Annotated in this window: 23 protein-coding genes; 15 read left to right on the top strand and 8 right to left on the bottom strand. The window is 58.8% G+C overall.

The features are described from left to right. Positions 1-127 precede the first annotated feature (127 nt). The 3 genes from ACVWYF_RS21365 to ACVWYF_RS21355 all read left to right on the top strand — a co-directional run bounded on the left by ACVWYF_RS21365 (position 128) and on the right by ACVWYF_RS21355 (position 2,234). Positions 128-1,093: an AAA family ATPase gene (locus ACVWYF_RS21365; protein WP_457071970.1), complete on the top strand. Its 966-nt coding sequence runs from the start codon at positions 128-130 to the stop codon at positions 1,091-1,093. 98 nt (positions 1,094-1,191) lie between these two features. Continuing rightward, positions 1,192-1,617 (top strand): hypothetical protein, encoded by a 426-nt coding sequence (locus ACVWYF_RS21360; protein WP_457071967.1) that lies wholly within the window; start codon positions 1,192-1,194, stop codon positions 1,615-1,617. 68 nt (positions 1,618-1,685) lie between these two features. Next, complete coding sequence (locus ACVWYF_RS21355; RefSeq protein WP_457071964.1) at positions 1,686-2,234, top strand: GNAT family N-acetyltransferase; 549 nt, start codon at positions 1,686-1,688, stop codon at positions 2,232-2,234. Positions 2,235-2,421: 187 nt separating this feature from the next. On the opposite strand, the gene ACVWYF_RS21350 is transcribed toward ACVWYF_RS21355, so the two are convergent. Continuing rightward, a complete protein-coding gene (locus ACVWYF_RS21350; protein ID WP_457071961.1) occupies positions 2,422-3,474 on the bottom strand; it encodes a hypothetical protein in 1,053 nt (350 codons plus the stop codon). A gap of 478 nt (positions 3,475-3,952) precedes the next feature. Between ACVWYF_RS21350 and recA the strand changes: the two genes are divergently transcribed. The 4 genes from recA (at position 3,953) to ACVWYF_RS21330 (ending at position 7,514) form a co-directional block, all read left to right on the top strand. After that, the gene (gene recA, locus ACVWYF_RS21345) at positions 3,953-4,984 is read left to right on the top strand and encodes a recombinase RecA (protein WP_457071998.1); all 1,032 of its coding nucleotides are present in this window, start codon (positions 3,953-3,955) and stop codon (positions 4,982-4,984) included. A 147-nt stretch (positions 4,985-5,131) separates the two neighbouring features. Further along, positions 5,132-5,947 carry a DUF3108 domain-containing protein gene (locus ACVWYF_RS21340; protein ID WP_457071959.1) on the top strand — a complete coding sequence of 272 codons (816 nt, stop codon included), beginning with the start codon at positions 5,132-5,134 and terminating at the stop codon, positions 5,945-5,947. Between the two features lie 111 nt (positions 5,948-6,058). Continuing rightward, on the top strand, positions 6,059-6,718 hold the full coding sequence (locus ACVWYF_RS21335; RefSeq protein ID WP_457071956.1) for a hypothetical protein: 660 nt from the start codon (positions 6,059-6,061) through the stop codon (positions 6,716-6,718). 100 nt (positions 6,719-6,818) lie between these two features. Next, positions 6,819-7,514: a response regulator transcription factor gene (locus tag ACVWYF_RS21330; RefSeq protein WP_457071954.1), complete on the top strand. Its 696-nt coding sequence runs from the start codon at positions 6,819-6,821 to the stop codon at positions 7,512-7,514. A gap of 36 nt (positions 7,515-7,550) precedes the next feature. On the opposite strand, the gene ACVWYF_RS21325 is transcribed toward ACVWYF_RS21330, so the two are convergent. Further along, positions 7,551-8,141: a DUF3575 domain-containing protein gene (locus ACVWYF_RS21325; protein ID WP_457071951.1), complete on the bottom strand. Its 591-nt coding sequence runs from the start codon at positions 8,139-8,141 to the stop codon at positions 7,551-7,553. A gap of 88 nt (positions 8,142-8,229) precedes the next feature. Here ACVWYF_RS21325 and ACVWYF_RS21320 point away from each other — a divergent pair, with 88 nt between their 5' ends. The 6 genes from ACVWYF_RS21320 (at position 8,230) to tsf (ending at position 12,926) form a co-directional block, all read left to right on the top strand. Beyond that, positions 8,230-9,300, top strand: a complete 1,071-nt coding sequence (locus tag ACVWYF_RS21320; protein ID WP_457071947.1) for a sensor histidine kinase — start codon at positions 8,230-8,232, stop codon at positions 9,298-9,300. Between the two features lie 25 nt (positions 9,301-9,325). Beyond that, positions 9,326-10,039: an RluA family pseudouridine synthase gene (locus ACVWYF_RS21315; protein ID WP_457071945.1), complete on the top strand. Its 714-nt coding sequence runs from the start codon at positions 9,326-9,328 to the stop codon at positions 10,037-10,039. Positions 10,040-10,205: 166 nt separating this feature from the next. Continuing rightward, a complete protein-coding gene (gene rplM, locus ACVWYF_RS21310) occupies positions 10,206-10,658 on the top strand; it encodes a 50S ribosomal protein L13 (protein ID WP_457071942.1) in 453 nt (150 codons plus the stop codon). Positions 10,659-10,763: 105 nt separating this feature from the next. Then, positions 10,764-11,150: a 30S ribosomal protein S9 gene (gene rpsI / locus ACVWYF_RS21305; RefSeq protein WP_168672488.1), complete on the top strand. Its 387-nt coding sequence runs from the start codon at positions 10,764-10,766 to the stop codon at positions 11,148-11,150. Positions 11,151-11,168: 18 nt separating this feature from the next. Then, positions 11,169-11,936, top strand: coding sequence for a 30S ribosomal protein S2 (rpsB, locus tag ACVWYF_RS21300; RefSeq protein ID WP_342295207.1), 768 nt, complete (start codon positions 11,169-11,171; stop codon positions 11,934-11,936). 153 nt (positions 11,937-12,089) lie between these two features. Continuing rightward, positions 12,090-12,926, top strand: coding sequence for a translation elongation factor Ts (gene tsf, locus ACVWYF_RS21295; protein ID WP_457071938.1), 837 nt, complete (start codon positions 12,090-12,092; stop codon positions 12,924-12,926). A gap of 55 nt (positions 12,927-12,981) precedes the next feature. Here the strand turns inward: tsf and ACVWYF_RS21290 are convergent, their stop codons facing one another. The 5 genes from ACVWYF_RS21290 to ACVWYF_RS21270 all read right to left on the bottom strand — a co-directional run bounded on the left by ACVWYF_RS21290 (position 12,982) and on the right by ACVWYF_RS21270 (position 16,740). After that, the gene (locus ACVWYF_RS21290; RefSeq protein ID WP_457071935.1) at positions 12,982-13,326 is read right to left on the bottom strand and encodes a hypothetical protein; all 345 of its coding nucleotides are present in this window, start codon (positions 13,324-13,326) and stop codon (positions 12,982-12,984) included. 101 nt (positions 13,327-13,427) lie between these two features. After that, positions 13,428-14,045, bottom strand: a complete 618-nt coding sequence (locus ACVWYF_RS21285; RefSeq protein WP_457071932.1) for a DUF6624 domain-containing protein — start codon at positions 14,043-14,045, stop codon at positions 13,428-13,430. A 63-nt stretch (positions 14,046-14,108) separates the two neighbouring features. Continuing rightward, positions 14,109-15,170, bottom strand: a complete 1,062-nt coding sequence (locus ACVWYF_RS21280; RefSeq protein ID WP_457071929.1) for a DUF3089 domain-containing protein — start codon at positions 15,168-15,170, stop codon at positions 14,109-14,111. Between the two features lie 29 nt (positions 15,171-15,199). Next, positions 15,200-16,213 carry a hypothetical protein gene (locus ACVWYF_RS21275; protein WP_457071927.1) on the bottom strand — a complete coding sequence of 338 codons (1,014 nt, stop codon included), beginning with the start codon at positions 16,211-16,213 and terminating at the stop codon, positions 15,200-15,202. 125 nt (positions 16,214-16,338) lie between these two features. Then, positions 16,339-16,740, bottom strand: a complete 402-nt coding sequence (locus ACVWYF_RS21270) for a hypothetical protein (RefSeq protein WP_457071924.1) — start codon at positions 16,738-16,740, stop codon at positions 16,339-16,341. Between the two features lie 178 nt (positions 16,741-16,918). Between ACVWYF_RS21270 and ACVWYF_RS21265 the strand changes: the two genes are divergently transcribed. Further along, positions 16,919-17,338: a hypothetical protein gene (locus ACVWYF_RS21265; protein ID WP_457071922.1), complete on the top strand. Its 420-nt coding sequence runs from the start codon at positions 16,919-16,921 to the stop codon at positions 17,336-17,338. A gap of 71 nt (positions 17,339-17,409) precedes the next feature. Here ACVWYF_RS21265 and ACVWYF_RS21260 read toward each other — a convergent pair whose 3' ends face one another. Next, positions 17,410-18,969 carry a hypothetical protein gene (locus ACVWYF_RS21260; protein ID WP_457071919.1) on the bottom strand — a complete coding sequence of 520 codons (1,560 nt, stop codon included), beginning with the start codon at positions 18,967-18,969 and terminating at the stop codon, positions 17,410-17,412. Positions 18,970-19,167: 198 nt separating this feature from the next. Here ACVWYF_RS21260 and ACVWYF_RS21255 point away from each other — a divergent pair, with 198 nt between their 5' ends. After that, positions 19,168-19,947, top strand: coding sequence for a hypothetical protein (locus ACVWYF_RS21255; RefSeq protein WP_457071916.1), 780 nt, complete (start codon positions 19,168-19,170; stop codon positions 19,945-19,947).

Here is a 19,947-nt window from a genome sequence, read left to right as displayed (position 1 = left end):
CTGAGCGCAGTCGAAGCATCTTTACCGCGAAGAGTAACCCAATCGTAAGGATTACTTACACGGTAGAGATGCTTCGGCTGCGCTCAGCATGACCGGCTTTCTTTTCTTTTCTCTCCTAAACTCCCGAATGGCTCAATTTCAAAACGATAAAGAAGCGGCCGATGCCCTAGCCGCCTCCTTCCAGAAGCTGCGCCAGGAAATCGGCAAAGTCATCGTGGGGCAGGACGAGGTGGTGCGGCTGGTGCTTACCGCTGTTTTTTCGCAGGGCCACAGCCTGCTGGTGGGCGTGCCCGGCCTGGCCAAAACCTTGCTGATTCAGACCATTGCCGACTCGCTGGATTTGTCGTTCAACCGCATTCAGTTCACGCCTGATTTGATGCCTTCGGACATAGTGGGCTCGGAAACGATGAACCAGCAGCGGGATTTTCACTTCGTGAAAGGCCCCATCTTCGCCAACATCATTCTGGCCGACGAAATCAACCGGACACCGCCCAAGACCCAGGCCGCTCTGCTCGAAAGCATGCAGGAATACGCCGTGACGGTGGCCGGGCAGCGCTACCCCTTGCAGCGCCCGTTCTTTGTGCTGGCTACGCAGAACCCCATCGAACAGGAAGGCACCTACCCCCTGCCCGAGGCGCAGCTCGACCGCTTCATGTTCAACATTGAGCTGGGCTACCCGACCTACGCCGAGGAGCTGAACATCGTGAAGCAAACCACGTCCAACATCAAAAACACGGTTAATAAGGTGCTGCACGCGGCCGATATTCAGGCCTTCCAGGAGCTGGTGCGCCGCGTGCCGGTGGCCGACAATGTGGTGGAATACGCCGTGAGCCTCGTGCATAAAACCCGCCCTAACACTGAGCGCGCCGCTCCCCGCACCAACCAGCTGCTGGAATGGGGTGCCGGACCCCGCGCCTCGCAGCACCTCATCGTGGGCGCGAAGTGCAACGCCCTGCTCAACGGCAAGTACTCACCCGACATTGAGGATGTGCGCGCCGTGGCCGTGCCGATATTGCGCCACCGCCTCGTGCGCAACTTCAAAGCCGAAGCCGAAGGCATTGGCGTGGAGCAGATTGTGAAAGAGTTGTTATAGAACTCAGATATGAGAGCTCAGAACTTAGACTCTCATGCCGCTTCTCAAGCCAAACCTATTTCTAAGTTCTACGCTCTAACCTCTGTGCTCTGACCCTAATGGAAGCCCAAGCCTACTATCAGCAATTTGAGCGCAACGTGCGCATCATCCTCGACGCCATGGCCGCCGGCCTCGACCTGCGCACCACGGCCCTCGAAACCAGCCTGCCCATTGAAGTATACGTGCTGTGCGAGGTGCTGAACCAAGGAGCCGGCGAGGACTTCACCCTCACCGCCAGCGGCGTGGCCCGCCTGGCCGAGTTCCAGCAGCAGTTTATGAAACACGAGGGCCAGACGCTGGCCGCCATGCAGCGCGTGCTGGCCGACAAGCGCGCCACCATGCGTACGCCCGAAGGCCGGGTGCTGGCAAAGGAAATGCTCATTCGCCGCCTCGAATTCTTCAACGAAGCCGCCCGGCAGGTGAACGTGATGCGGACCCAGCAGTCGCTGGGCAGCCCCAGCCAGTACGTGGGCGAGAACAAATAGTCCGTTTATTTCTTGTGAAAGGGCCGCTTCCGGGCACGGAGGCGGCCCTTTTTTCGTAGTACGCTGCTATGCTGCCCCGCGCCCCGCTCTACACCGAACGCCTGTGCCTGCGCCCCTACGAGCCGGCCGATGCCGACGCCTTCTTCGCGCTGCTACACGCCGACCGCGCCCGCTTCCAGCCCTCCTTCCCCGACCGCCTTCAGGCCGTGCGTGTGCCCGCCGATGCCGTGGTATCGTTGCGCACCTTCGCCGAGGACTGGCGCACCGGCCGCTTCTACGTGTTTGGCATCTGGCACCGCGCCACGGCCCGGTACTTGGGCGACATCTGCCTCATGCCCCAGCAGAAGGGCCAGGCCGAAATCGGCTATTACCTGGCCGCCGCCGCCGAGGGCCAGGGCTACGCCCGCGAGGCCCTGGCGGCCGTCGTCGACTTTGGGTTCGCGTTGGTGGGCAGCCAGCGCCTGCTAGTGCGTTGCTACGCCAACAACGTGCGCGGGCAGGCCGTGGCCCGCGCCGCTGGCTTTCAGCCGGAGCCGCCGCCCAGGCGCCCGCTCTGGTTCCGCAACGCCGATGCGCTCAGCGAAATCTGCCGCTTCTGGCTGGCGCGCAACACCTAGAGCCCGCCGAACTGCCCCAACAGCTGAAGCGCATGCCCTACGTGCATTGGGGCAGCCCCAAATGGTATAGCGCACTCTCGGAGGCCATTAAGACCGCCCCAATGGGCAGTCGGGTGCCCAGGAAGGCATTGGGGCGACCCCAAAGGGCAGATGGATTCCCGGGAAGTCATTGGGGTAGCCCCAGCGGCTACTGCCCTACCCGCACGCGCTTGCCCACGTTGCCCAGCAGCCATTCCTGCCGGAAATTGAGGTACACGCCAAATGAGAAATCCAGCAGTTGCGCATTGAAATCATACAGCGGCTCAACGCGCACGGTGAGCGCCGCCGCGTCCGAAATGCGGAAGTCGCGCAGCAGCCGCACCAGCAGAATCCTGCGCTGGCGGTCCAGATAATCGGGGTTCGATACCGTGCGCGAGGCGCTCTGGTACAAGTCGCCCCCCAGCGGTGCCATGAAGCGCGAGCCCTGCCAGTAGCTCAGCATCACATCGGCGTAGCGCGTTTCGAGGGTGGTGTTCAGGTACAGGCCCCGGCCGTATTTGAAGGGGTTTTGGCCCTGCGTAGGCGAATTGTCCTGGAAGCCGAGGACGTAGCCGTTGAAGCGCAGGGCCTGAATTTTAGAGCCGCTGAGAGAGCGGCGAACCTCGATTCCGATGGCTTCATTGAACAAGGTTTGCAGCGGCTTATCGAGGGTATCAATCTGCCCGCCGTGGTGAATGGCAGTGAACTGAAACGGCAGCGCTACTTGCCAGCGGCTGTCGTTGCCACTGATGCGATAGTTGCTGCTCAGGCCGCCCGCAATTTCCTCCTGATAATTGCTGTAGCGGTACTGCTGCCGCTGCCAGTCCACCCAGAAATCCAGAAACAGCCGGTTGCCCAAGTAGCGGTATTGCAGGCCTTCTTCCAGCGGATTCAGCATCACCCGCTCGAAATTGAACATTGGCTCAATGTAGTTGTGGTTGAGGTTTGGCCGAATATTGCCCAATACAAATTGGTGACGCCCCGTGGTCCAGGTGGCGCGGTACGTAGGCCGCACCTGCTTCAGCACCGGGTTGCCAAAGTCTTTCCAGAGCAACACGCCCGCTTCGAGGCGCAAATCCTTAGTAGGGTAATAGACAAGTTGCGGGTTTAGCTGGGTGCCGAAGAGCGTATAGCCGTCCACAATCTTGTTGAAGTATTCGTTGTCTTTGAAGAAGGTGAAGGCGTTGAGAGAAATGCGCAGTTCACCGGCTTGAGCAGGCAAATAATGTAGGCTGTCCGCACGCCGCTCGTTTATCGTTTCATGGTTTATACTATCGTAATGGCTTTGAGTCTCTATTGGTATATCAGCCATATGACCTATTACCAAGCGCTGCAATTTTCCACCCGGTGTGGGGCTTGTAAACGCCCGATTGTCCAGTTGCGCTTGTGCTGTTTCCACTCTAATTAGCACAACCACAAGGCCAACTAATATTTTTAGATAATTCCTCATATATTTCGCCTCTCAACGGCACCAAACTACTAAGCCCTTTGTTAGAAAAAGCCGCCGCAAAACGGCCCATTCGGGGCCTTTACCAAAGAATATATTTATTCGATTGCGACCCGGCCAAAACCAGTAACTTTACCAAACCTAACCCGTTTTTCTTAAACACCCCCACATGGCACTAGCTACCAAAGCGGCTCCCAAGGCCGATAAAGTTGAAAAGGCTGAAAGAGGCGAAGTAAACACCGCCGCCGAAAAAATGAAAGCCCTCCAGCTCACGCTGGACAAGCTGGACAAAGCCTACGGCAAAGGCACCGTGATGAAGCTCTCCGACAACAAGGTGGGCGACATTCCGAGCATCAGCACCGGTTCGCTTTCGCTGGATATTGCCCTCGGCATTGGCGGCGTGCCCCGGGGCCGCGTCATCGAAATCTACGGCCCGGAATCGTCGGGTAAGACCACGCTGACGATGCACATGATTGCCGAAGCGCAGAAGAAAGGCGGCATGGCCGCGTTCATCGACGCCGAGCACGCCTTCGACAAATCCTACGCCGAAAAGCTGGGCATCGACACCAGCAACCTACTCATCGCCCAGCCCGACAACGGTGAGCAAGCCCTCGAAATAGCCGACCAGCTGATTTCCTCGGGTGCGATTGACATCATCGTGATTGACTCCGTGGCCGCCCTCGTACCGAAAGGTGAGCTCGAAGGCGACATGGGCGACTCGAAAGTGGGCCTCCACGCCCGCCTCATGAGCCAGGCCCTGCGCAAGCTCACCGGCACCATCAACAAGACGGGCTGTTGCTGCGTGTTCATCAACCAGCTCCGCGAGAAAATCGGCGTGATGTTCGGTTCGCCCGAAACCACGACCGGCGGTAACGCCCTGAAATTCTATGCTTCCGTGCGCCTCGATATTCGCCGCATTGGCCAAATCAAGGAGGACAAGGACAACGTGACCGGCAACCGCACCAAAGTGAAAGTGGTGAAGAACAAAGTAGCACCGCCTTTCAAAGTGGTCGAGTTCGACATTATATACGGCCAGGGCATTTCCAAAGTCGGCGAGATTGTCGACCTTGGCGTCGACATGGGCATTATCGGCAAGTCGGGCTCGTGGTTCAACTACGGCGAAACCAAAATCGGCCAGGGCCGCGAAGCCGTGAAAACGCTGCTGCTCGACAACCCCGAGCTGGCCGCCGAAATTGAAAAGAAAATCCGCGACATGGCCAAGGGCGACACCGATGTTATCCCCGTGGACATGAGCATTCCGGAGGACGGCGAGGACACGCTGTAAGCACGGTTGTGTCTTCCGTAAATAATCCAAAGCCCGCTGCCAATCGCAGCGGGCTTTTTTACGTTCGTACCTTTACATTTAGCTGCGGGGCTGGCATTCGATTTGTCTAGAATAAAGCCGCCCCTTCTTTTTATTATAGTTATCGATATGACGCGCCGCTGGTTATTCTTTACCCCCGCTATCCTGGTATTGCTGGCCTCCGCGCAGCTCGCAATAGGGCCGGGCGATGCCGTGCGCAGCGTTCCACAGTCCAGCTTTGGGCGCGGCGAAACCATTCGCTACACGGTTCACTACGGCCTCATCAACGGTGGCGAGGCCACCGTGGAAACCGGCGGCAGCCTGGAGCGCGTGAACGACCGGCCCTGCTACAAGGCCACGGTGAGTGGCAAAACCACCGGCTCGTTCGATTTTTTCCTGCGCATCCGCGACCAGTGGCGTGCCTACATCGACACCACCAGCATCCTGCCCCTGCGCGCCCAGCGCGACATTGCCGAGAAAAACTACCGCAAGAAGGAAACCGTCGATTTTGACCACCGCCACGACATGGCCGAAGTGGTAGACCACTCGCACGAAAACGCCCGCTCCACCGTGAAGGTGGCCAACAACACCCTGGAGCTGGTGAGCGGCTTTTATTACCTGCGCACCATCAACTTCGACCGCATGAAAGTGGGCGACGTGGTGCGGATGCCCGGCTACTTCGACGGCGACAATTTTATCCTCGACGTGGTGTACAAGGGCCGCGAAGTGGTGGAAACCAAGGCCGGCGATGTGCGCGCCTTCAAACTGGTACCCAAAATGCCGAACAACAAGCTGTTTCGGGGCGAAAATGCCATTTCGGTGTACCTCTCCGACGACCGGAACAAGATTCCGGTGTTGTTTCAAGCTGAGATGTTTGTGGGCACCGTGAAGGTGGACATGGTCCGCTACCAGGGCCTTAAGTGGAAATTGAATCTGGCGAATTAACCGCTTGGCGGTATAGCATTTGTTTCAGGCGGGCTTGCGCTTATCTTGATGCTTCCAACTCTTCTCCGGCCGTCTTAGCGGCTGAACAGGACGGAACTTCAGGCCACAGCCGTGCTGCTTATCCAAAAATTCATTTTCTATGGTTCCTCGGTAGCGGTGCTGGCAGCGTGCCTGGTTGGGGTGGCCCGGTACCGGCAGCTGGAGCTTACGCGGCGGTATCTGGTGTGGCTGTCGCTCCTGGCCCTGGTAATGACGGTCATTTCGTCGGTGCTGGCATACCACCACCGCCCCAATCTGTTTCTGAGCCCCATCGACACGGCCATCGAGTTCACCCTGCTGGCGCTGATGTACCGGCGGGTGCTCTGGCCAATGGCCGTGGCCCGGTACCTGCCGGTGGTCATTGGCCTGTTTTTGCTGGGCTCGGCGCTCACCTATCAGCCGCGGCTCACGACTGTTGAGTTCAGCCCCGTTCAGCATTTCATCGAAAGCATGGTGATGCTGGGGCTGGTGCTGGTCTACTTTCATCGCATTCTGAAGCCTCCCATCACGCTGACGCCCCTCGAATACGAGCCCATGTTTTGGGTGTCAGCGGGACTGCTACTGTACTTCGCGGCCAACAGCCTGATTTTTCTGACCAGCAATTATATATTATTGAATTTCATAGAATTGAGCCGGATGCTCTGGGCCATTCACGCCTTGCTCTATACCTTTTTGAATATATTTTACGTCGTCGCCCTAAGTGTAACGCCCCGCCCCGGCCCAAACCAGTAGCTACCGCCGCCGGGCATCACACAATCGTAACATGCTGCCGGCCGTCGGGAGCGGTACTTTTGCGGAAACATTGCCTCGCTTCACCTAAGCCCCCAACGCCGTGACCGCTGCCAAAACGCCCGTGTATAAGATTCTCGTGGTTGATGACGACCCGGACATTGTCGAGCTGCTGGAGTTCAACCTGAAGAAGGAAGGCTACCAAACGGCCTCCGCTTCCGACGGCCGCAAGGCCCTGGACGTAGCAGCCGAGTTTCACCCCGACATCATCCTGCTTGACGTGATGATGCCCAACCTCGATGGCATTGCCGCCTGCCGCCTGCTGCGCGAAAATCCCAAATTCAAGGATACGTACATCTTGTTCCTCACCGCCCGCGCCGAGGAATTCTCCGAAGTAGCTGCTTTCGAGGCCGGAGCCGACGATTTCATCGCCAAGCCCATCAAGCCGCGCGCCCTACTGGGCCGCCTGGCCGCCGTGAAGCGCCGCGACCAGGACCCCCACGCGGCCGTCGATGCCATCGACATCAACGGTCTGCGCATCGACCGCACCGCCTTCGCCGTGTACCAGGACGGCAAAAAAATTACCCTCCCCAAGAAGGAGTTTGAGCTGTTGTCTTTCCTGGCTGCCTCGCCCCACAAAGTGTTCAACCGCGAAGAGCTGCTCCAGAATATCTGGGGCAACGACGTATTTGTGCTGGCCCGCACCGTGGACGTGCATGTGCGCAAAGTGCGCGAAAAAGTAGGTGACCACCACATTCAGACCATCAAAGGCGTGGGCTACAAGTTCAACGCCGACTAAGTCGAGAGACGAGGTACCGAATGGGTCGGCGGATGCTTACTCTTTATCCTTGCCAAAGGCAATGCCAACGTTCAGACCCAACCTGACTTCCACACCCCGGATGCCGTTCTGAACGGTCAGTGTTCCGTGGTTATCCTCCAGGTTGTCAACATCTCCGGCCGCATAACCCAGGCCCAAGAATGGCTCTATGCTAACGCGGTTTCTGATGAGGCACTGCCATCCCAGCACGCCACCACCCCCAAACGTGGTGAGTGTGGCCTTATCATCAACCGGAGCCCCACCTAAGAAACTAGACGTTTCGGTGTAGTTGTAGTTTTGGAAACGCAGGTAAGGCCCGATGAAAAACCCGTGCAAGGCTTCCCCGCCGGTATAAATGCGGTATTCGCCGGTGAGTCCAAAGCCAGTCCATTGGGTTTTGTGACTGAAAGTGCCACCGGATGATGACGAGTAATTCGTGACAAACAGGCCTAAATTCAGGCTATGGTCGGAGTTGACCTGATGCTCAAAAAAGAATGAGCCAGTTTGGAGGGCGAGACTGACCGTGTTGAGCTTGATAACATTGCTTTGCGCCTGGGCAGCTGCCGCGCTCCCGAGCAAAATGGCAGAAATGAGTAGTTGTTTTTTCATTAAATTGGACTGTTGGTAGACCGGGCGGTATGTCCGGACGATAAAGGTAGGAACTCGCTTCACAAGTCCAGCCTTTTCATATTTGCGCATGAATTTATCCTCTCGCACCATTGCCATCATCATTGCGCTGCTGGTGGCGGGCGTGCTCACGACGTACGCCCGCATCGGTCCCACGCTCCCGTTTCGGGAGGCCTTTCTGGCGGCGGGCATCACGGTGGCAGCCTGTTTCCTACTGGTCTATCTCTCATTTGAAGCCCTGATTTTCAGAGAAATCAACGGTATTTACGCGGGCCTGGAGCACATCAAACGCAAGGAGTTTAAGAAGCTGAGCAACAAGTTCCTGTTCCGGCCCGAGCCGGTGAAGCGCGTGCGCGACGAAATCCTGCAGATGGCCGAGCGCCGCCAGCAGGAGCTGGATGAGCTGGTGCGCCTGCAGGCCCTGCGCCGCGAATTTCTGGCCGACGTGTCGCACGAGCTCAAAACCCCGCTTTTCGCCGCCCAGGGCTTCGTGCATACCATTCTCGATGATGAAGACGATGAAATTGACCTCGCCACCCGCCGCAAATTCCTGCGCAAAGCGGCCACCAGCCTCGACACTTTGGATGCGCTGGTGCAGGACTTGGTCACCATTGCGCAGCTCGAAAAAGGCGTGGTGCGAATGCGCCGTCAGCGCTTTGATTTGATTGTGCTGGTGCGCGAAATATTTGAGCTGCTGGAGCAGCAGGCCGCCCGGCGCGGCACGCACCTGGAGCTATTCCCGCCCAGCCTGCCCGAAGCCGGCCTGCTGGTGGTAGCCGACCGCAACCGCATCCGCCAGGTCCTCATCAACCTGATTGACAATGCCATCAAATACGGCCGCGACAAAGGCCGCGTGGTGGTATCGCTGGTGGAAAGCGGCCGCTCCGTCCGCATTGCCGTGCGCGACGACGGCGCGGGCATTGCCCCCGAGCACCAGGGGCGCATCTTCGAGCGGTTCTACCGCATCGATAAAAGCCGCTCGCGCGAGTCGGGCGGCTCCGGATTGGGGCTGGCCATCAGCAAGCACATTGTGGAGGCGCACAAGTCGGCCATCAAGGTAAAAAGCACCGTGGGCGAGGGCACAACGCTGGAATTCAAGCTGAACAAACCCAAAAGCGGCATCTTGGGAAGCGCGGCCTAAGGCCTTCGTACCTTTGCGGCCTCTTATGAAGCTCCCAAATTTTTCCGGCCTCGTTATTTTCGAAAACGACGACTACCTCGTCGTCAACAAGCCACCGTTTATGGCCACGCTCGATGAGCGGGTGGGCGGCGCGCCCAACATGCTGCGCCTGGCCCGCCAGCACCACGACGACATTCAGGCCGCCCACCGCCTCGACCGCGAAACCAGCGGCGCGCTGGCCTTCGCCAAAAACCCGGCCGCCTACCGCCACCTGGCCATGCAGTTCGAAAACCGCGAGGTGAAAAAGCAATACCACGCCGCCGTGTGGGGCACCCCGCAGTTCGACCACCAGCTGGTGGAGCGCAGCATCGAAACCACCACGCGCGGCAAAGCACGCCTCGCCTACAAGGGCAAGCCCGCCGAAACCTACTTCACCACCCTCGAAAACTTCGCCCGCCACTCGCTCATCCTCTGCGAGCCTGTCACCGGCCGCATGCACCAGATTCGCCTGCACCTCATGTACTTGCAGGCCCCTATTATCGGCGACAAGGACTACGGCGGAGAAGACTTTTTCCTGTCATCGCTCAAGAAGAAATTCAACATGAAAGAAGGCGAGGAAGAGCAGCCGTTCATTAAGCGCTTTGCCCTGCACGCCCTCAAGCTGCAGTTTACCGGATTGGATGGCGAAGAAATCAGCGTGGAAGCTCCGTATCCGAAGGATTTCCGGGTGCTGGTGGAAACCTTGCGGCAAAACCAGTAGGCGCTATTCAGCCCTCAGCGAATAGCTAAGGCGCTTTGCAGGAAATTATTACTGCACTCCGCTTGGCTATTTCCCCATAAATCAGTACCTTTGTGTCCGTTTTTCCCGGAGCCCAAGCGGCTCCGCACTCTTATTCAATAGTTTAGCATACCTTTTTTTTCGACTCATGGACCACCTGAGCTTCAAGACGACCCACGTCAGCAAGGCCAACGCCCAGAAGAGCTGGGTTATCATCGACGCCAGCGTCGCCCCTCTGGGCCGCGTTTGCTCGCAGATTGCCAACATTCTGCGCGGCAAGCACAAGCCTTCGTTCACGCCCAACGCTGATTGCGGTGACAATGTCATTGTCCTCAACGCTGACAACCTGCGCGTAACGGGCAAGAAAATGACCGAGAAGGTCTACATCACCCACTCGGGTTATCCCGGCGGCCAGAAGCGTCGCACCGTGCGAGAGCAGATGAACCGCGACTCGCGTCGCGTCATCGAGCACGCCGTGAAAGGCATGCTGCAAGGCAACAAACTCGGCTCGGCTCAGTACCGCAACATGTACGTGTACTCGGGCATGGAGCATCCGCACGAGGCGCAGCAGCCCGTTGCTATCGAACTCAAAAACCTGTAATTTTTTAATGTGGAAAATGTGGAGATGTGAAAGTGTGGGGAATTAACCACTGTTTCATTTTTCACATTCTTCACATCAAGCACATTTTCACATTTTTTTAACCTAATGGCAATTACCAACACCTCTGGTAGAAGAAAAACCTCGGTGGCCCGCATTTACATGCAGGCCGGGCAAGGGAATATCACTATCAATGACCGGGACATGAAGTCGTATTTCAGCAACGAGTTGCTGGAAAACGTGGTCAACCAGCCCCTGGCAATTCTTGAGCAAGTCGGCCAGTACGACATCAAGGTGAATGTGAAAGGCGGTGGCATTTCGGCGCAGGCCGAGGCTATCCGTCTGGCAATCACCAAGGCGCTCGTTAGCGACAACGAAGAAACCCGTCCGGCTTTGAAGAAGGAAGGTTTCCTCACCCGCGACCCGCGCATGGTGGAACGCAAGAAATTCGGCAAGCGCAAAGCACGTCGCTCGTTCCAGTTCTCGAAACGCTAAAACCAGGAGGATACTATCATGGCTCAGACGACTTATAAGGACCTGCTCGACGCAGGTGCCCACTTTGGTCACCTCACCCGCAAGTGGGACCCCAAAATGGCGCCGTATATCTTCATGGAGAAGAACGGCATTCACATCATCGACCTCAACAAAACGTTGGTTTCGCTTGATTACGCTGCCACGGCTATTCGCAACATCGCGAAAAGCGGCCGCAAAATCATGTTCGTAGCCACGAAAAAGCAGGCGCAGGAAATCGTAACCACGGAAGCCGAGCGTTTGAAGATGCCTTTCGTGACCGACCGGTGGTTGGGCGGCATGCTCACCAACTTCGCCACGGTTCGCAAGAGCCTGAAGAAGATGGCCACCATCGACAAGATGGTGAAAGAGAACACGGCCTACGCCGCTCTCGCCAAGCGTGAGAAGCTGATGATGTCGCGTGAGCGCGCCAAGCTGGACCGCGTACTCGGTGGTATCGCCGACCTCGGCCGTCTGCCCGCTGCCCTGTTCATCGTGGACGTGAAGCGCGAGCACATCGCCGTGAAAGAGGCGCACAAGCTGGGTATCCCGGTTTTCGCTATCTGCGACACGAACTCGAACCCCGAGCTGGTGCAGTTCCCGATTCCTGCCAACGATGACGCTTCGAAATCTATCCAACTGATTGTTGGCGTGATTGGCAAGGCCATCGAAGACGGCCTGTCGGAGCGCAAAGTTGACAAAGAAGACGCCGACCGCAAAGAAGCCGATGAGGCTGCTGTTGCTGAAAAGACGGCTGCTGACGAAGAATAGTCCCTTCTTAGCTCTTTGAAAAAAGGGAACCTTCGTGTAGTCTAGGCTCCGAAGGTTCCCTTTTTCTTTTTGTAGCGCGGACTTTCAGTCCGCGACCCTTCTCAAAAATAACCATTCACTTAATTCGCGGACTAAAAGTCCGCGCTACTCACAATGGCCGCTATTACCGCCGCAGACGTAAATAAGCTCCGCACCATGACCGGTGCGGGCATGATGGATTGCAAAAAAGCCCTGGTGGAAGCCGACGGCGACTTCGAAGCCGCCCGCGACATTCTGCGCAAGCACGGCCAGAAAATCGCTGACAAGCGCGCTGATAACGAGACGTCGGAAGGCCTCGTGCTGGTGAACGTGAGCGAAGACGGTACCCAGGGCAAACTGGTGGCCCTGGCCTGCGAGACGGAATCGGTAGCCAAAGTGGCAAACTTCCGCGAGCTGGCCCAGCAAATTCTGGACACCGCTATTCGCATCGACGCGGGCACGAAAGAGGACATCCTCGCTGCCAAGGCTTCGGACGGCATGAGCATTCAGGAACACGTAACCGACCTGATGGGCAAAATCGGCGAGAAGCTGGAAGTGACTTATGCGACGCTGACCGCTGAGAAAGTGGCTTCGTACATCCACTCCGACAACAAAAAGGCCGTACTCGTGGGCCTGAAGAACGTTGGTTCGGCCGATGCTGCTGCCGTAGGCCGCGACGTAGCTATGCAAATCGTCGCCATGAAGCCCATTGCCGTGGATAAAGACGGTGTGGATGCTTCTATTGCTGAGCGTGAAATTGAAGTGGGCAAAGAGCAGGCCCGCGCCGAAGGCAAGCCCGAGGCGATGCTGGAGAAAATTGCTCTCGGCAAGCTCAACAAGTTCTACAAGGACAATACCTTGCTGAACCAGGAGTTCGTGAAAGACAACTCGATGACCATCGCCCAACTGCTCGACAGCAAGTCGAAAGGCATGACGGTTTCGGACTTCAAGCGGGTGGCTATCGGCGCTTAATTGCGGCGAATTGCTAAATTGAAAGCCCCGCTGGCATTGTGCCGGCGGGGCTTTTTTATTGCTTTTGGCCATGGAAATACTCATAGGCAGATACCTCAACTTCACCCATCTCGCCACATATTTTATTCCCTACCTCGTCAAGAATCGTGTATACCACCTGCTTTTCTCCAATTTGAGCTGTTCCATCCAAACCTAACAGGACAGTGTAGAGAATGGCGGTGATGACAGCATTCAGTAACTCCGGCAAAACCTCCTTTTGCTCTTGCGAAAGGTTTAGTTTTTCGAGGAGCTTATCATGCACGAATGGCAGGTTATGGCTGACCAATGGGCTCAGATAATGTTTCTTGAGAAGCCAGAACTCTCTTGCAAAATCATCCGGGGTAACAGCAATATCGTCCATATATTTCAGGGGTTAGTTCGCTGCCATGCCTGCATCCGCGCCTTGGCATTCTCGCGAATATCCATGTGGAAAGGGCCATAGTAGGCAATGTGGTATGGCTATTACTTCTGCTTGGGATGGCGCGACTGCTGCTGCATCTCCCTGATTTTGGCGAGGTAGGCTTCCAGGGGTTCCATGCCGATGCTAGCGCGGCGCTTATCCACATTGGCCGGGTCGAGGAGGTTGCGAGGCGTGGGCTGTCCATCGGCTTTGTACTCAACCTGGGAGCCGTAGGTCTGCGGCTGGCCGCTGTTGAGGGCCACGCGGTCGGTGAGATAGGCGAAGCTGCGGTTATCGACGTTTTTGCGCTGTACTTCAGCCGCCATCATTGTCAGCACCTGCTGCTGGAAAGCGGGGTGTGCATCGGCGTGCTGAACCAGTAGAAAAAAGTTTTTGGCGCTGGTTTCGCCTACTTGCCTAATGCCTGGATAGCCGTACTTCCTCACAATACTTTCCAGCACCGGTTGGTGACGAGCAAAGTTGACGTACTGTTCAGCAACGAGGCGCTTTTTGGTGCTGTCAGCCGTTTGGCCGCGCATCATTTCCTGCATGGGTCGCTGGTCCGCGAAGGCCAGGCTGTCCAGCATTTTGCTGAGCGCCGGATAAAGTACCGGGCTCGTTTGGGCCGTGGCAGGCCGCGTAAAACCAATGGCCATGAGTGGTATCAGGAAGCGTCTCATCACGGAAGAGAAAAGTGTTAGGAATGTTCTAACGCAGGGCTTATTGGTTTAGGTATAGCAAGTTTACTGCCTGGCGTGCTGCCACGCCCGCACCCGCGCCTTGGCATTTTCGCGGATGTTCATATAGAACAGCCCGTAATCGGCGATGTGGTAGGAATGGCGCAGCTCGGGGCGGCCGGGGAGCAGGAAGCGCGGGTAGCCGCCGGGCTTGGGCGGGGTTATCCAGAGGAGGCCCTGATGGACTTTGGCGTCGGTGACCTGCGGGTCGACCCGCTCGAAATCCTGGCTAACGCCGCCGCGGTTGCGGGTGGCGGGGGCCAGCAGGGTGTCGAGCGTCCAGGTGAGGGGATTGGTGGCGACGAAGGGATGAAAGGGCGGGTAGTCGTTGGCGGTGGCCACGGAATTGTAGCTGATGAAGCAGCCGGTAGCGAGCGAATCGGGGCAGGGGCGGATGGTCTGGTACTCGTCGGGCTTCACTTTGAAGCCGATGAGGTAGGCAGCCACGAGCTGGCGGCGCAACTTGGGGTCGTGGTCGAAGAACTCGTGGAGCAGGCGCGTGGCGTGGGCGGTGCCCTGGCTGTGGCCGGCGATGATGATGGGGCGTCCTTGGTTGTAGTGGGCGAGGTAGAATTGGAAGGCAGCTTTTACGTCGGCGTAGGCGAGGTCGAGGGCGGCCTGGCCGTTGGTGGTTTCTTCGTCGAAGAAGGAATAGAGCGTAGCTTGGCGGTAGCGCGGGGCATAGATGCGGCCGGCGGCGTTAAAAGCCGTGGCTTGGTGGCGAATGGTGCTTTTGTCGGTGTAGCGGTTGAGGCGGTCTTTGGCGAGGTCGGCATTCCAGGCACCGCGCCAGTAGTAGGTGGTGGGGTGGATGAAGAAAACGTCGGCAGCGGCGGTGGCTTGCTCGTCGCGCAGGCCGGAGTTGTAAGGGACGGTATCCGCTGAGTCGCGGCGGGTGGGCAGGGCGGCCCAGAGGCTGTCCTGGGCGTAGTCGGGGCCGGGCGCGGGGGTGTAAGTGGCGAAGTCGTGGCGGGGTTTGAGGAGAGTGAGGCAACTGGTGAGCGGCAGCACAATGAGCAGTGCTGCCCAGACATAGCGGCCCCCTCTCCGGTGGAGAGGGGGAGCCAAACGACCATCTTCGTAGTTTCTCATGCTGCTCATGCTTCGCTTCGGACCGGCCAATGCTGCAACTCGCGCGGACTTCCCGCAGAGTCGTAGAGTAGCGTCAGCGGCTCGGCGGGTTTGGCTATTACGTCGGCGAGGGTGATGTTCCAGCGCTGCCACATTTCGGCCAGGGTTTGGGTGTAGGCGCTGTTTTCCCAGGGGTTGAAGACGGCCCCGGTCACGTCATCGATGAGGGCATCGAAGACAATTTGGGTGTCGCCGGGGCGCGGGTGGCGGGGGTAAATGTCGGGCACGACGTGCAGCAGGTGGGCGGCGTAGTACACGCGGGCCTTGAACTCGGCAATCTGGACCGGGTGCAGGGGGCGCTGGGCATCGGCATACACTTTGCGCATGGCCTGGCCCACAAGGCCAATATCGACCAGGCAGGCAACCAGTACGGTTTTATCGAGCTTAATACTGAAAACGAGGGTGTTTAGGTCGTCGTCGTACTCGAAGGGTGTGACGTCTTCGGCGGGGTCGGCTTCGAGGACGAAGACGGAGCCGGGCACAAAATCGGCGTACTCGGTGGGTACCCGCAGGCCTTGGAGTAGCTGGAAGAAGGCTTGGAAGCGGCGCACCAGCGCGGCGTTTTCGGCCAGCGGGTACTTGGGCTTTATCAGCGGCTCGAACTCGTTCAGCAGCTCGGTGATGAAGATGCCGTAGAACATTTTGCCCATCCAGAGAAACAGCGTGTCGTCGCCGAGGGCACGCAACGCGGCGGGGCCTTGCGCGGCGGCGGCCTCTACCCTACCCTCCAGCTCTGCGATGCGCTGGCGAGCGGCGGGGGCGGCGGGCAAGCGCAGGTGCTTGATGAGCACGGTGCGCTGGTCGAGGAGCTGAATGGGGCGCTCGGCTAGGTTGTAGCGGGTTTGCAGCCACTCGGCGAAGACGGGTACGGTATCGTCGGGGCCGACGGGCTGGCCGCTGAGGAAACAGGTTTCGGGGCCAAAGCGCATGCCGTCGAACGGGTCGTAGGGCAGCAGGTCGGCGGGGGTGAGGAGGGCCATAAAAAAGCAGTAGCGCAAACTTTGTAGTTCGCGTCGCCCGCGGCCAGCCGGAATGTGCCGGGCGGCGCGGGGACGCGAACTACAAAGTTCGCGCTACAATGGTTACGGCCGATATGGCCGGCGGCTTACTTCGAGAGCGCGTTGCCGGCTTTGATGAGCTGCTTGCTTAGGTTGGCGAGGGGCGCGGCGTAGTCGCCGCCGGCATCTTCGGCTACCTTGGCGGTTTCGGCCCCCAGGCTGGCGAGGATTTCGGCGATGTCGTGGGCGGGCGTTTTGGCGTCGGCCAGCATATCGCTGAGCTGGCTGATTTCCTGCTTGATTTTGGCCAGCCCGGGGCGGTCGGAAGCAGCCAGCACAGCGGCCCAGCGCTCAACCTCGGTGCGGCCCTGCGGGCCGGAGTTGGTGGGCGTGCTGGCCGTGAGGAACGTGAGGGTATCGTCGAGCAGGGCAGTATTTTGCTGGTCACTTACGGCCATGGGCACGGCGGGCGTGGCGGGCGTTTGCGGAGTGGCGGCGGTGGAGTCCATGGGAATGCGAGAATGAGGAGATGCGTGAGGACTATACTGCCGCGGGCCGATAAAAGTTAGCTGAGCGGTTTGCGCGGGCGGACTTGGCGCGAAGCCTTGCCGGGCCAAGCCCGCGTATGGGTTACCTTTTCCCTCCTTGTTGATTAACCGTTAAATCTCACTCTCAAATTCAAAGACCATGAAAATCTCCGTTAAAGCACTGTTCGTAGCCGCCGCTGTTGCCTTCACCGCCACCGCCTGCGAGCAAACCAAAACCACCGAAACCACCACCACCACGCCCGAAGGCACCACTGCCACCGTGGTAACCGATAGCAGCGCCACCACGGCTACCGAAGCCGGTGCCGCCGCCGGTGCGGCCGTCGACAACGCCTCGGCCAACATGAAAGAGGGCATGCAGAATGCCGGCGACAAAATGGACGCCGCCGGCGACAAAATGGGCGCTAAAATGGATGCTGCTGGTGCCAAAATGGACGCTGCCGGTGCCAAGATGGACGCCAAAATGAACGCCGCCGGCGACAAAATGAACGCCATGGGCGATGCCGCCGCCAAATCGGCCCAGCAGACCAAAGACAACATGAAAGAAGCCGCTAAGAAGTAATTCCAGTCGGCTTTGATTTCCTGAAGAGTCCCGCGCAAGAAATTGCGCGGGACTTTTTTTATGCGCAATACTCAGGCACTGGCAATTTCCAGTAGCACGTCGTAGTACGGACGGCCCAAGGTGCGGGCGCGCAGCCAGGAGTAGAAACTAATGACCTGCAAATCTTCGCGCTCCTGGGAAATGAACGGGGGCAAGTGCGCCACGCGGTTGCCGAAATCGCGGTCGTGCGCGGCATCGGGGCTTTCGATAAGTTCGCGCACCAGGCTCAGGTAAATGAGCACGGGGTGGTAGGGACCGCCGGCGGGCACGGCTTCGGTGGCGGTGGCCGCATCGGCGGGCACGGCGGGGAATAAATCGCGGATAGTGCGCTCGATGGCACGCAGGCGGGTCAGGGCCTGCTCGGCGTTGTCGAGCTCGATTTGGATGAGGACCTCGCCGATGTTGCGGTTCAGCATCCACTCCAGGCCCAGGTGCTGCTCCAGCCAGTGGTCGGTGCGGGCTAGGCTGAGCAGGGCCTGGTTGGCTTTGGCAAATTTGCCTTCGGCGAAGTAATGGAAGGTAAGCTGGAAACGGGCCGTGAGGTCGTCGGCGGTGGCGAGGGGCTTGGAGCCGCGCAAGGCGGCTTCGAGCAGGCCAATGCTTTCGGAATTGCGATGCAGAAACGCGTAGTTGGCGGCCAGCAGGAAGGTGAAGCGCGGCGCAAACTCGCTAAACGAACGGCCCGACCCGGCGCTCATCAGGGCGGTGCCTTTTTCCAGGTATGCCACCGACTCGGCAAAGCGGCGCGAGCGGTACAGGGCGTGGGCCAGCATGTAGAGCAGTTTGAGCTGATGCCCGCGCTGGGCCGGCGCAAAGCCGTGGCGGCGCTCCATGAGATTGTAGCAGCGCTCGATAAAAACGGCAAACGACGTGAAATCGCGCCGCACCAGCATGGCGCTGCGCGTGATGGACATGAGCCGGCTCAGCAGCGAGGGCGAGCGGGCAAAGGCTTCCTGGAGGTCGTATTCGGCCAGAATATTTTGCAGAATGGCATCGACGGACACCGTGGCCCGGCCGCGCACCCGCGCCTCGCGCAGGCGCAGGCGCAGCAGGCTGTCGGCAATGTTGGCGCGCTCTTCTTCATCGGCCGCCTTTTTGTTGAGGCGGTAGCGGGGCAGGATTTCGTCGAGCGGCGTAGCGTGGGGCGATTCGGCGTGCTGAATCTGGAGATTGTACACGGCGTTCAGCTGCTCGTACTGCTCGGTTTCACGGCCCAACTTTTCGGCCTTGCGCAGGGTGGTCCAGGCCAGGCGCGGAATGCCGGCTTCGAAGAGGTACTGGGCCAGGGTGAGGTGGCCACGCACGGTGGCGGCAGCGGTGGTATCGAGCTGGCGCTGGCGCAGCAGCAGGTAGTCGGTGAGGTGGCGCATGAGGCGCTTGCGCAGCGCGTAGTAAGCCACGGGGTTGGGCGCGGTGGGGTAGAGCTGGGCAATGAGCTGCTCGGTTTTCAGTGCCTTGGCCCGCACCAGCAGCTCGTAGAGGCGCAAATCGAGGCGGTCGATGATTTTGCGGCGCTGCCGCTGAATGAAGCGGCCGAAATCGCGCCGGTCGTCGGGGCTGAGGGTGAGGAGCGTGGTGCGCAGGTCGTCCATTGGTGCAGCAGATAGCGGTTTTTGATTATTTAGAGCGCGAGCTAATATCCTTTTACAACGATATTAATCAATGAAAATCAATAACTTGTTCGAAGCAAACCCCTTGGGCTAAGGTCTAACAATGTGCAAAATACGGTTGAAATCCGGGTAGTGAATATGCCACCTTTAACCATGTTTTCACCCTTAGCCCCCTGCGCCATGTTTGCACGCCTACTGTTCTTGTTTTCCCTGCTGGTGCTGCTGGTCGGCCCGGCCCACGCCCAAGACTTACTCACCAAACGCAACGGCGACGAAATCGCGGTGAAGGTGGTCGAAATCACGCCTTCCGAAGTAAAATACCGCCGCGCCGACAATCCCGACGGCCCGCTCATCAGCATCTGGCGCACCGACATATTCCTGATTCGCTACGCCAACGGCACCAAGGAAGTGCTCAACAGCCCGCCGGCCACCATCAATGGCGTGCCCATATCGGGCGCGGCCGCGCGCACGGCTTTTCCAGCCGAAGTGCCCATCATTAGCAACGCGTCGCCCGACGATGCCATTCTCGACGAGCCCATCCGGCTCGATGGCCCGCGCATTGGCTTCACCATTCTCTCGGCCAGCGTGCTGGACAAAGCCCGCGAAAGCATTCCCGACCTCAACCCCTTCCTCACGCAGTTTGGCTGGCAGTTCGAAAGCCGCCTGTTTCGGATGCCCAATGGCGTGAGTGGCCTGGTGGAATTTGTGCCGCTGGTGGGCGGGCTGGAGCAGGGCAAGTTTTTGCCCAGCTTGAGCGGGCTGCTGGGCATCCGCGGGGCCAAGGGCTTTGAGTTCGGCGTGGGACCGAACGTAACTCCGCTGGGGGCCAACCTGGTGCTGGCCATGGGCACTTCCTTCCGTTCCAACGGCATCAACTTTCCCGTGAACGTGGCCGTGGTGCCGGGCAACGGCGGCACCCGCATCAGCCTGATGCTCGGGTTCAACGCCCGTCATCGCTAG

The organism is Hymenobacter sp. UYAg731 (genome assembly GCF_054061335.1).
Note: the sequence above shows the minus strand (reverse complement) of the source record. Positions and strands in the feature narration are given on the sequence as shown.

Bases quoted from the DNA above. Each gene is read 5' to 3' on its own strand.
- ACVWYF_RS21365 (WP_457071970.1), top strand. From the start codon at position 128: ATGGCTCAATTTCAAAACGATAAAGAAGCGGCCGATGCCCTAGCCGCC.
- ACVWYF_RS21360 (WP_457071967.1), top strand. From the start codon at position 1,192: ATGGAAGCCCAAGCCTACTATCAGCAATTTGAGCGCAACGTGCGCATC.
- ACVWYF_RS21355 (WP_457071964.1), top strand. From the start codon at position 1,686: ATGCTGCCCCGCGCCCCGCTCTACACCGAACGCCTGTGCCTGCGCCCC.
- recA (WP_457071998.1), top strand. From the start codon at position 3,953: ATGAAAGCCCTCCAGCTCACGCTGGACAAGCTGGACAAAGCCTACGGC.
- ACVWYF_RS21340 (WP_457071959.1), top strand. From the start codon at position 5,132: ATGACGCGCCGCTGGTTATTCTTTACCCCCGCTATCCTGGTATTGCTG.
- ACVWYF_RS21325 (WP_457071951.1), bottom strand. From the start codon at position 8,141: ATGAAAAAACAACTACTCATTTCTGCCATTTTGCTCGGGAGCGCGGCA.
- ACVWYF_RS21320 (WP_457071947.1), top strand. From the start codon at position 8,230: ATGAATTTATCCTCTCGCACCATTGCCATCATCATTGCGCTGCTGGTG.
- ACVWYF_RS21315 (WP_457071945.1), top strand. From the start codon at position 9,326: ATGAAGCTCCCAAATTTTTCCGGCCTCGTTATTTTCGAAAACGACGAC.
- rplM (WP_457071942.1), top strand. From the start codon at position 10,206: ATGGACCACCTGAGCTTCAAGACGACCCACGTCAGCAAGGCCAACGCC.
- rpsI (WP_168672488.1), top strand. From the start codon at position 10,764: ATGGCAATTACCAACACCTCTGGTAGAAGAAAAACCTCGGTGGCCCGC.
- rpsB (WP_342295207.1), top strand. From the start codon at position 11,169: ATGGCTCAGACGACTTATAAGGACCTGCTCGACGCAGGTGCCCACTTT.
- tsf (WP_457071938.1), top strand. From the start codon at position 12,090: ATGGCCGCTATTACCGCCGCAGACGTAAATAAGCTCCGCACCATGACC.
- ACVWYF_RS21290 (WP_457071935.1), bottom strand. From the start codon at position 13,326: ATGGACGATATTGCTGTTACCCCGGATGATTTTGCAAGAGAGTTCTGG.
- ACVWYF_RS21285 (WP_457071932.1), bottom strand. From the start codon at position 14,045: ATGAGACGCTTCCTGATACCACTCATGGCCATTGGTTTTACGCGGCCT.
- ACVWYF_RS21275 (WP_457071927.1), bottom strand. From the start codon at position 16,213: ATGGCCCTCCTCACCCCCGCCGACCTGCTGCCCTACGACCCGTTCGAC.
- ACVWYF_RS21270 (WP_457071924.1), bottom strand. From the start codon at position 16,740: ATGGACTCCACCGCCGCCACTCCGCAAACGCCCGCCACGCCCGCCGTG.
- ACVWYF_RS21265 (WP_457071922.1), top strand. From the start codon at position 16,919: ATGAAAATCTCCGTTAAAGCACTGTTCGTAGCCGCCGCTGTTGCCTTC.
- ACVWYF_RS21260 (WP_457071919.1), bottom strand. From the start codon at position 18,969: ATGGACGACCTGCGCACCACGCTCCTCACCCTCAGCCCCGACGACCGG.
- ACVWYF_RS21255 (WP_457071916.1), top strand. From the start codon at position 19,168: ATGTTTGCACGCCTACTGTTCTTGTTTTCCCTGCTGGTGCTGCTGGTC.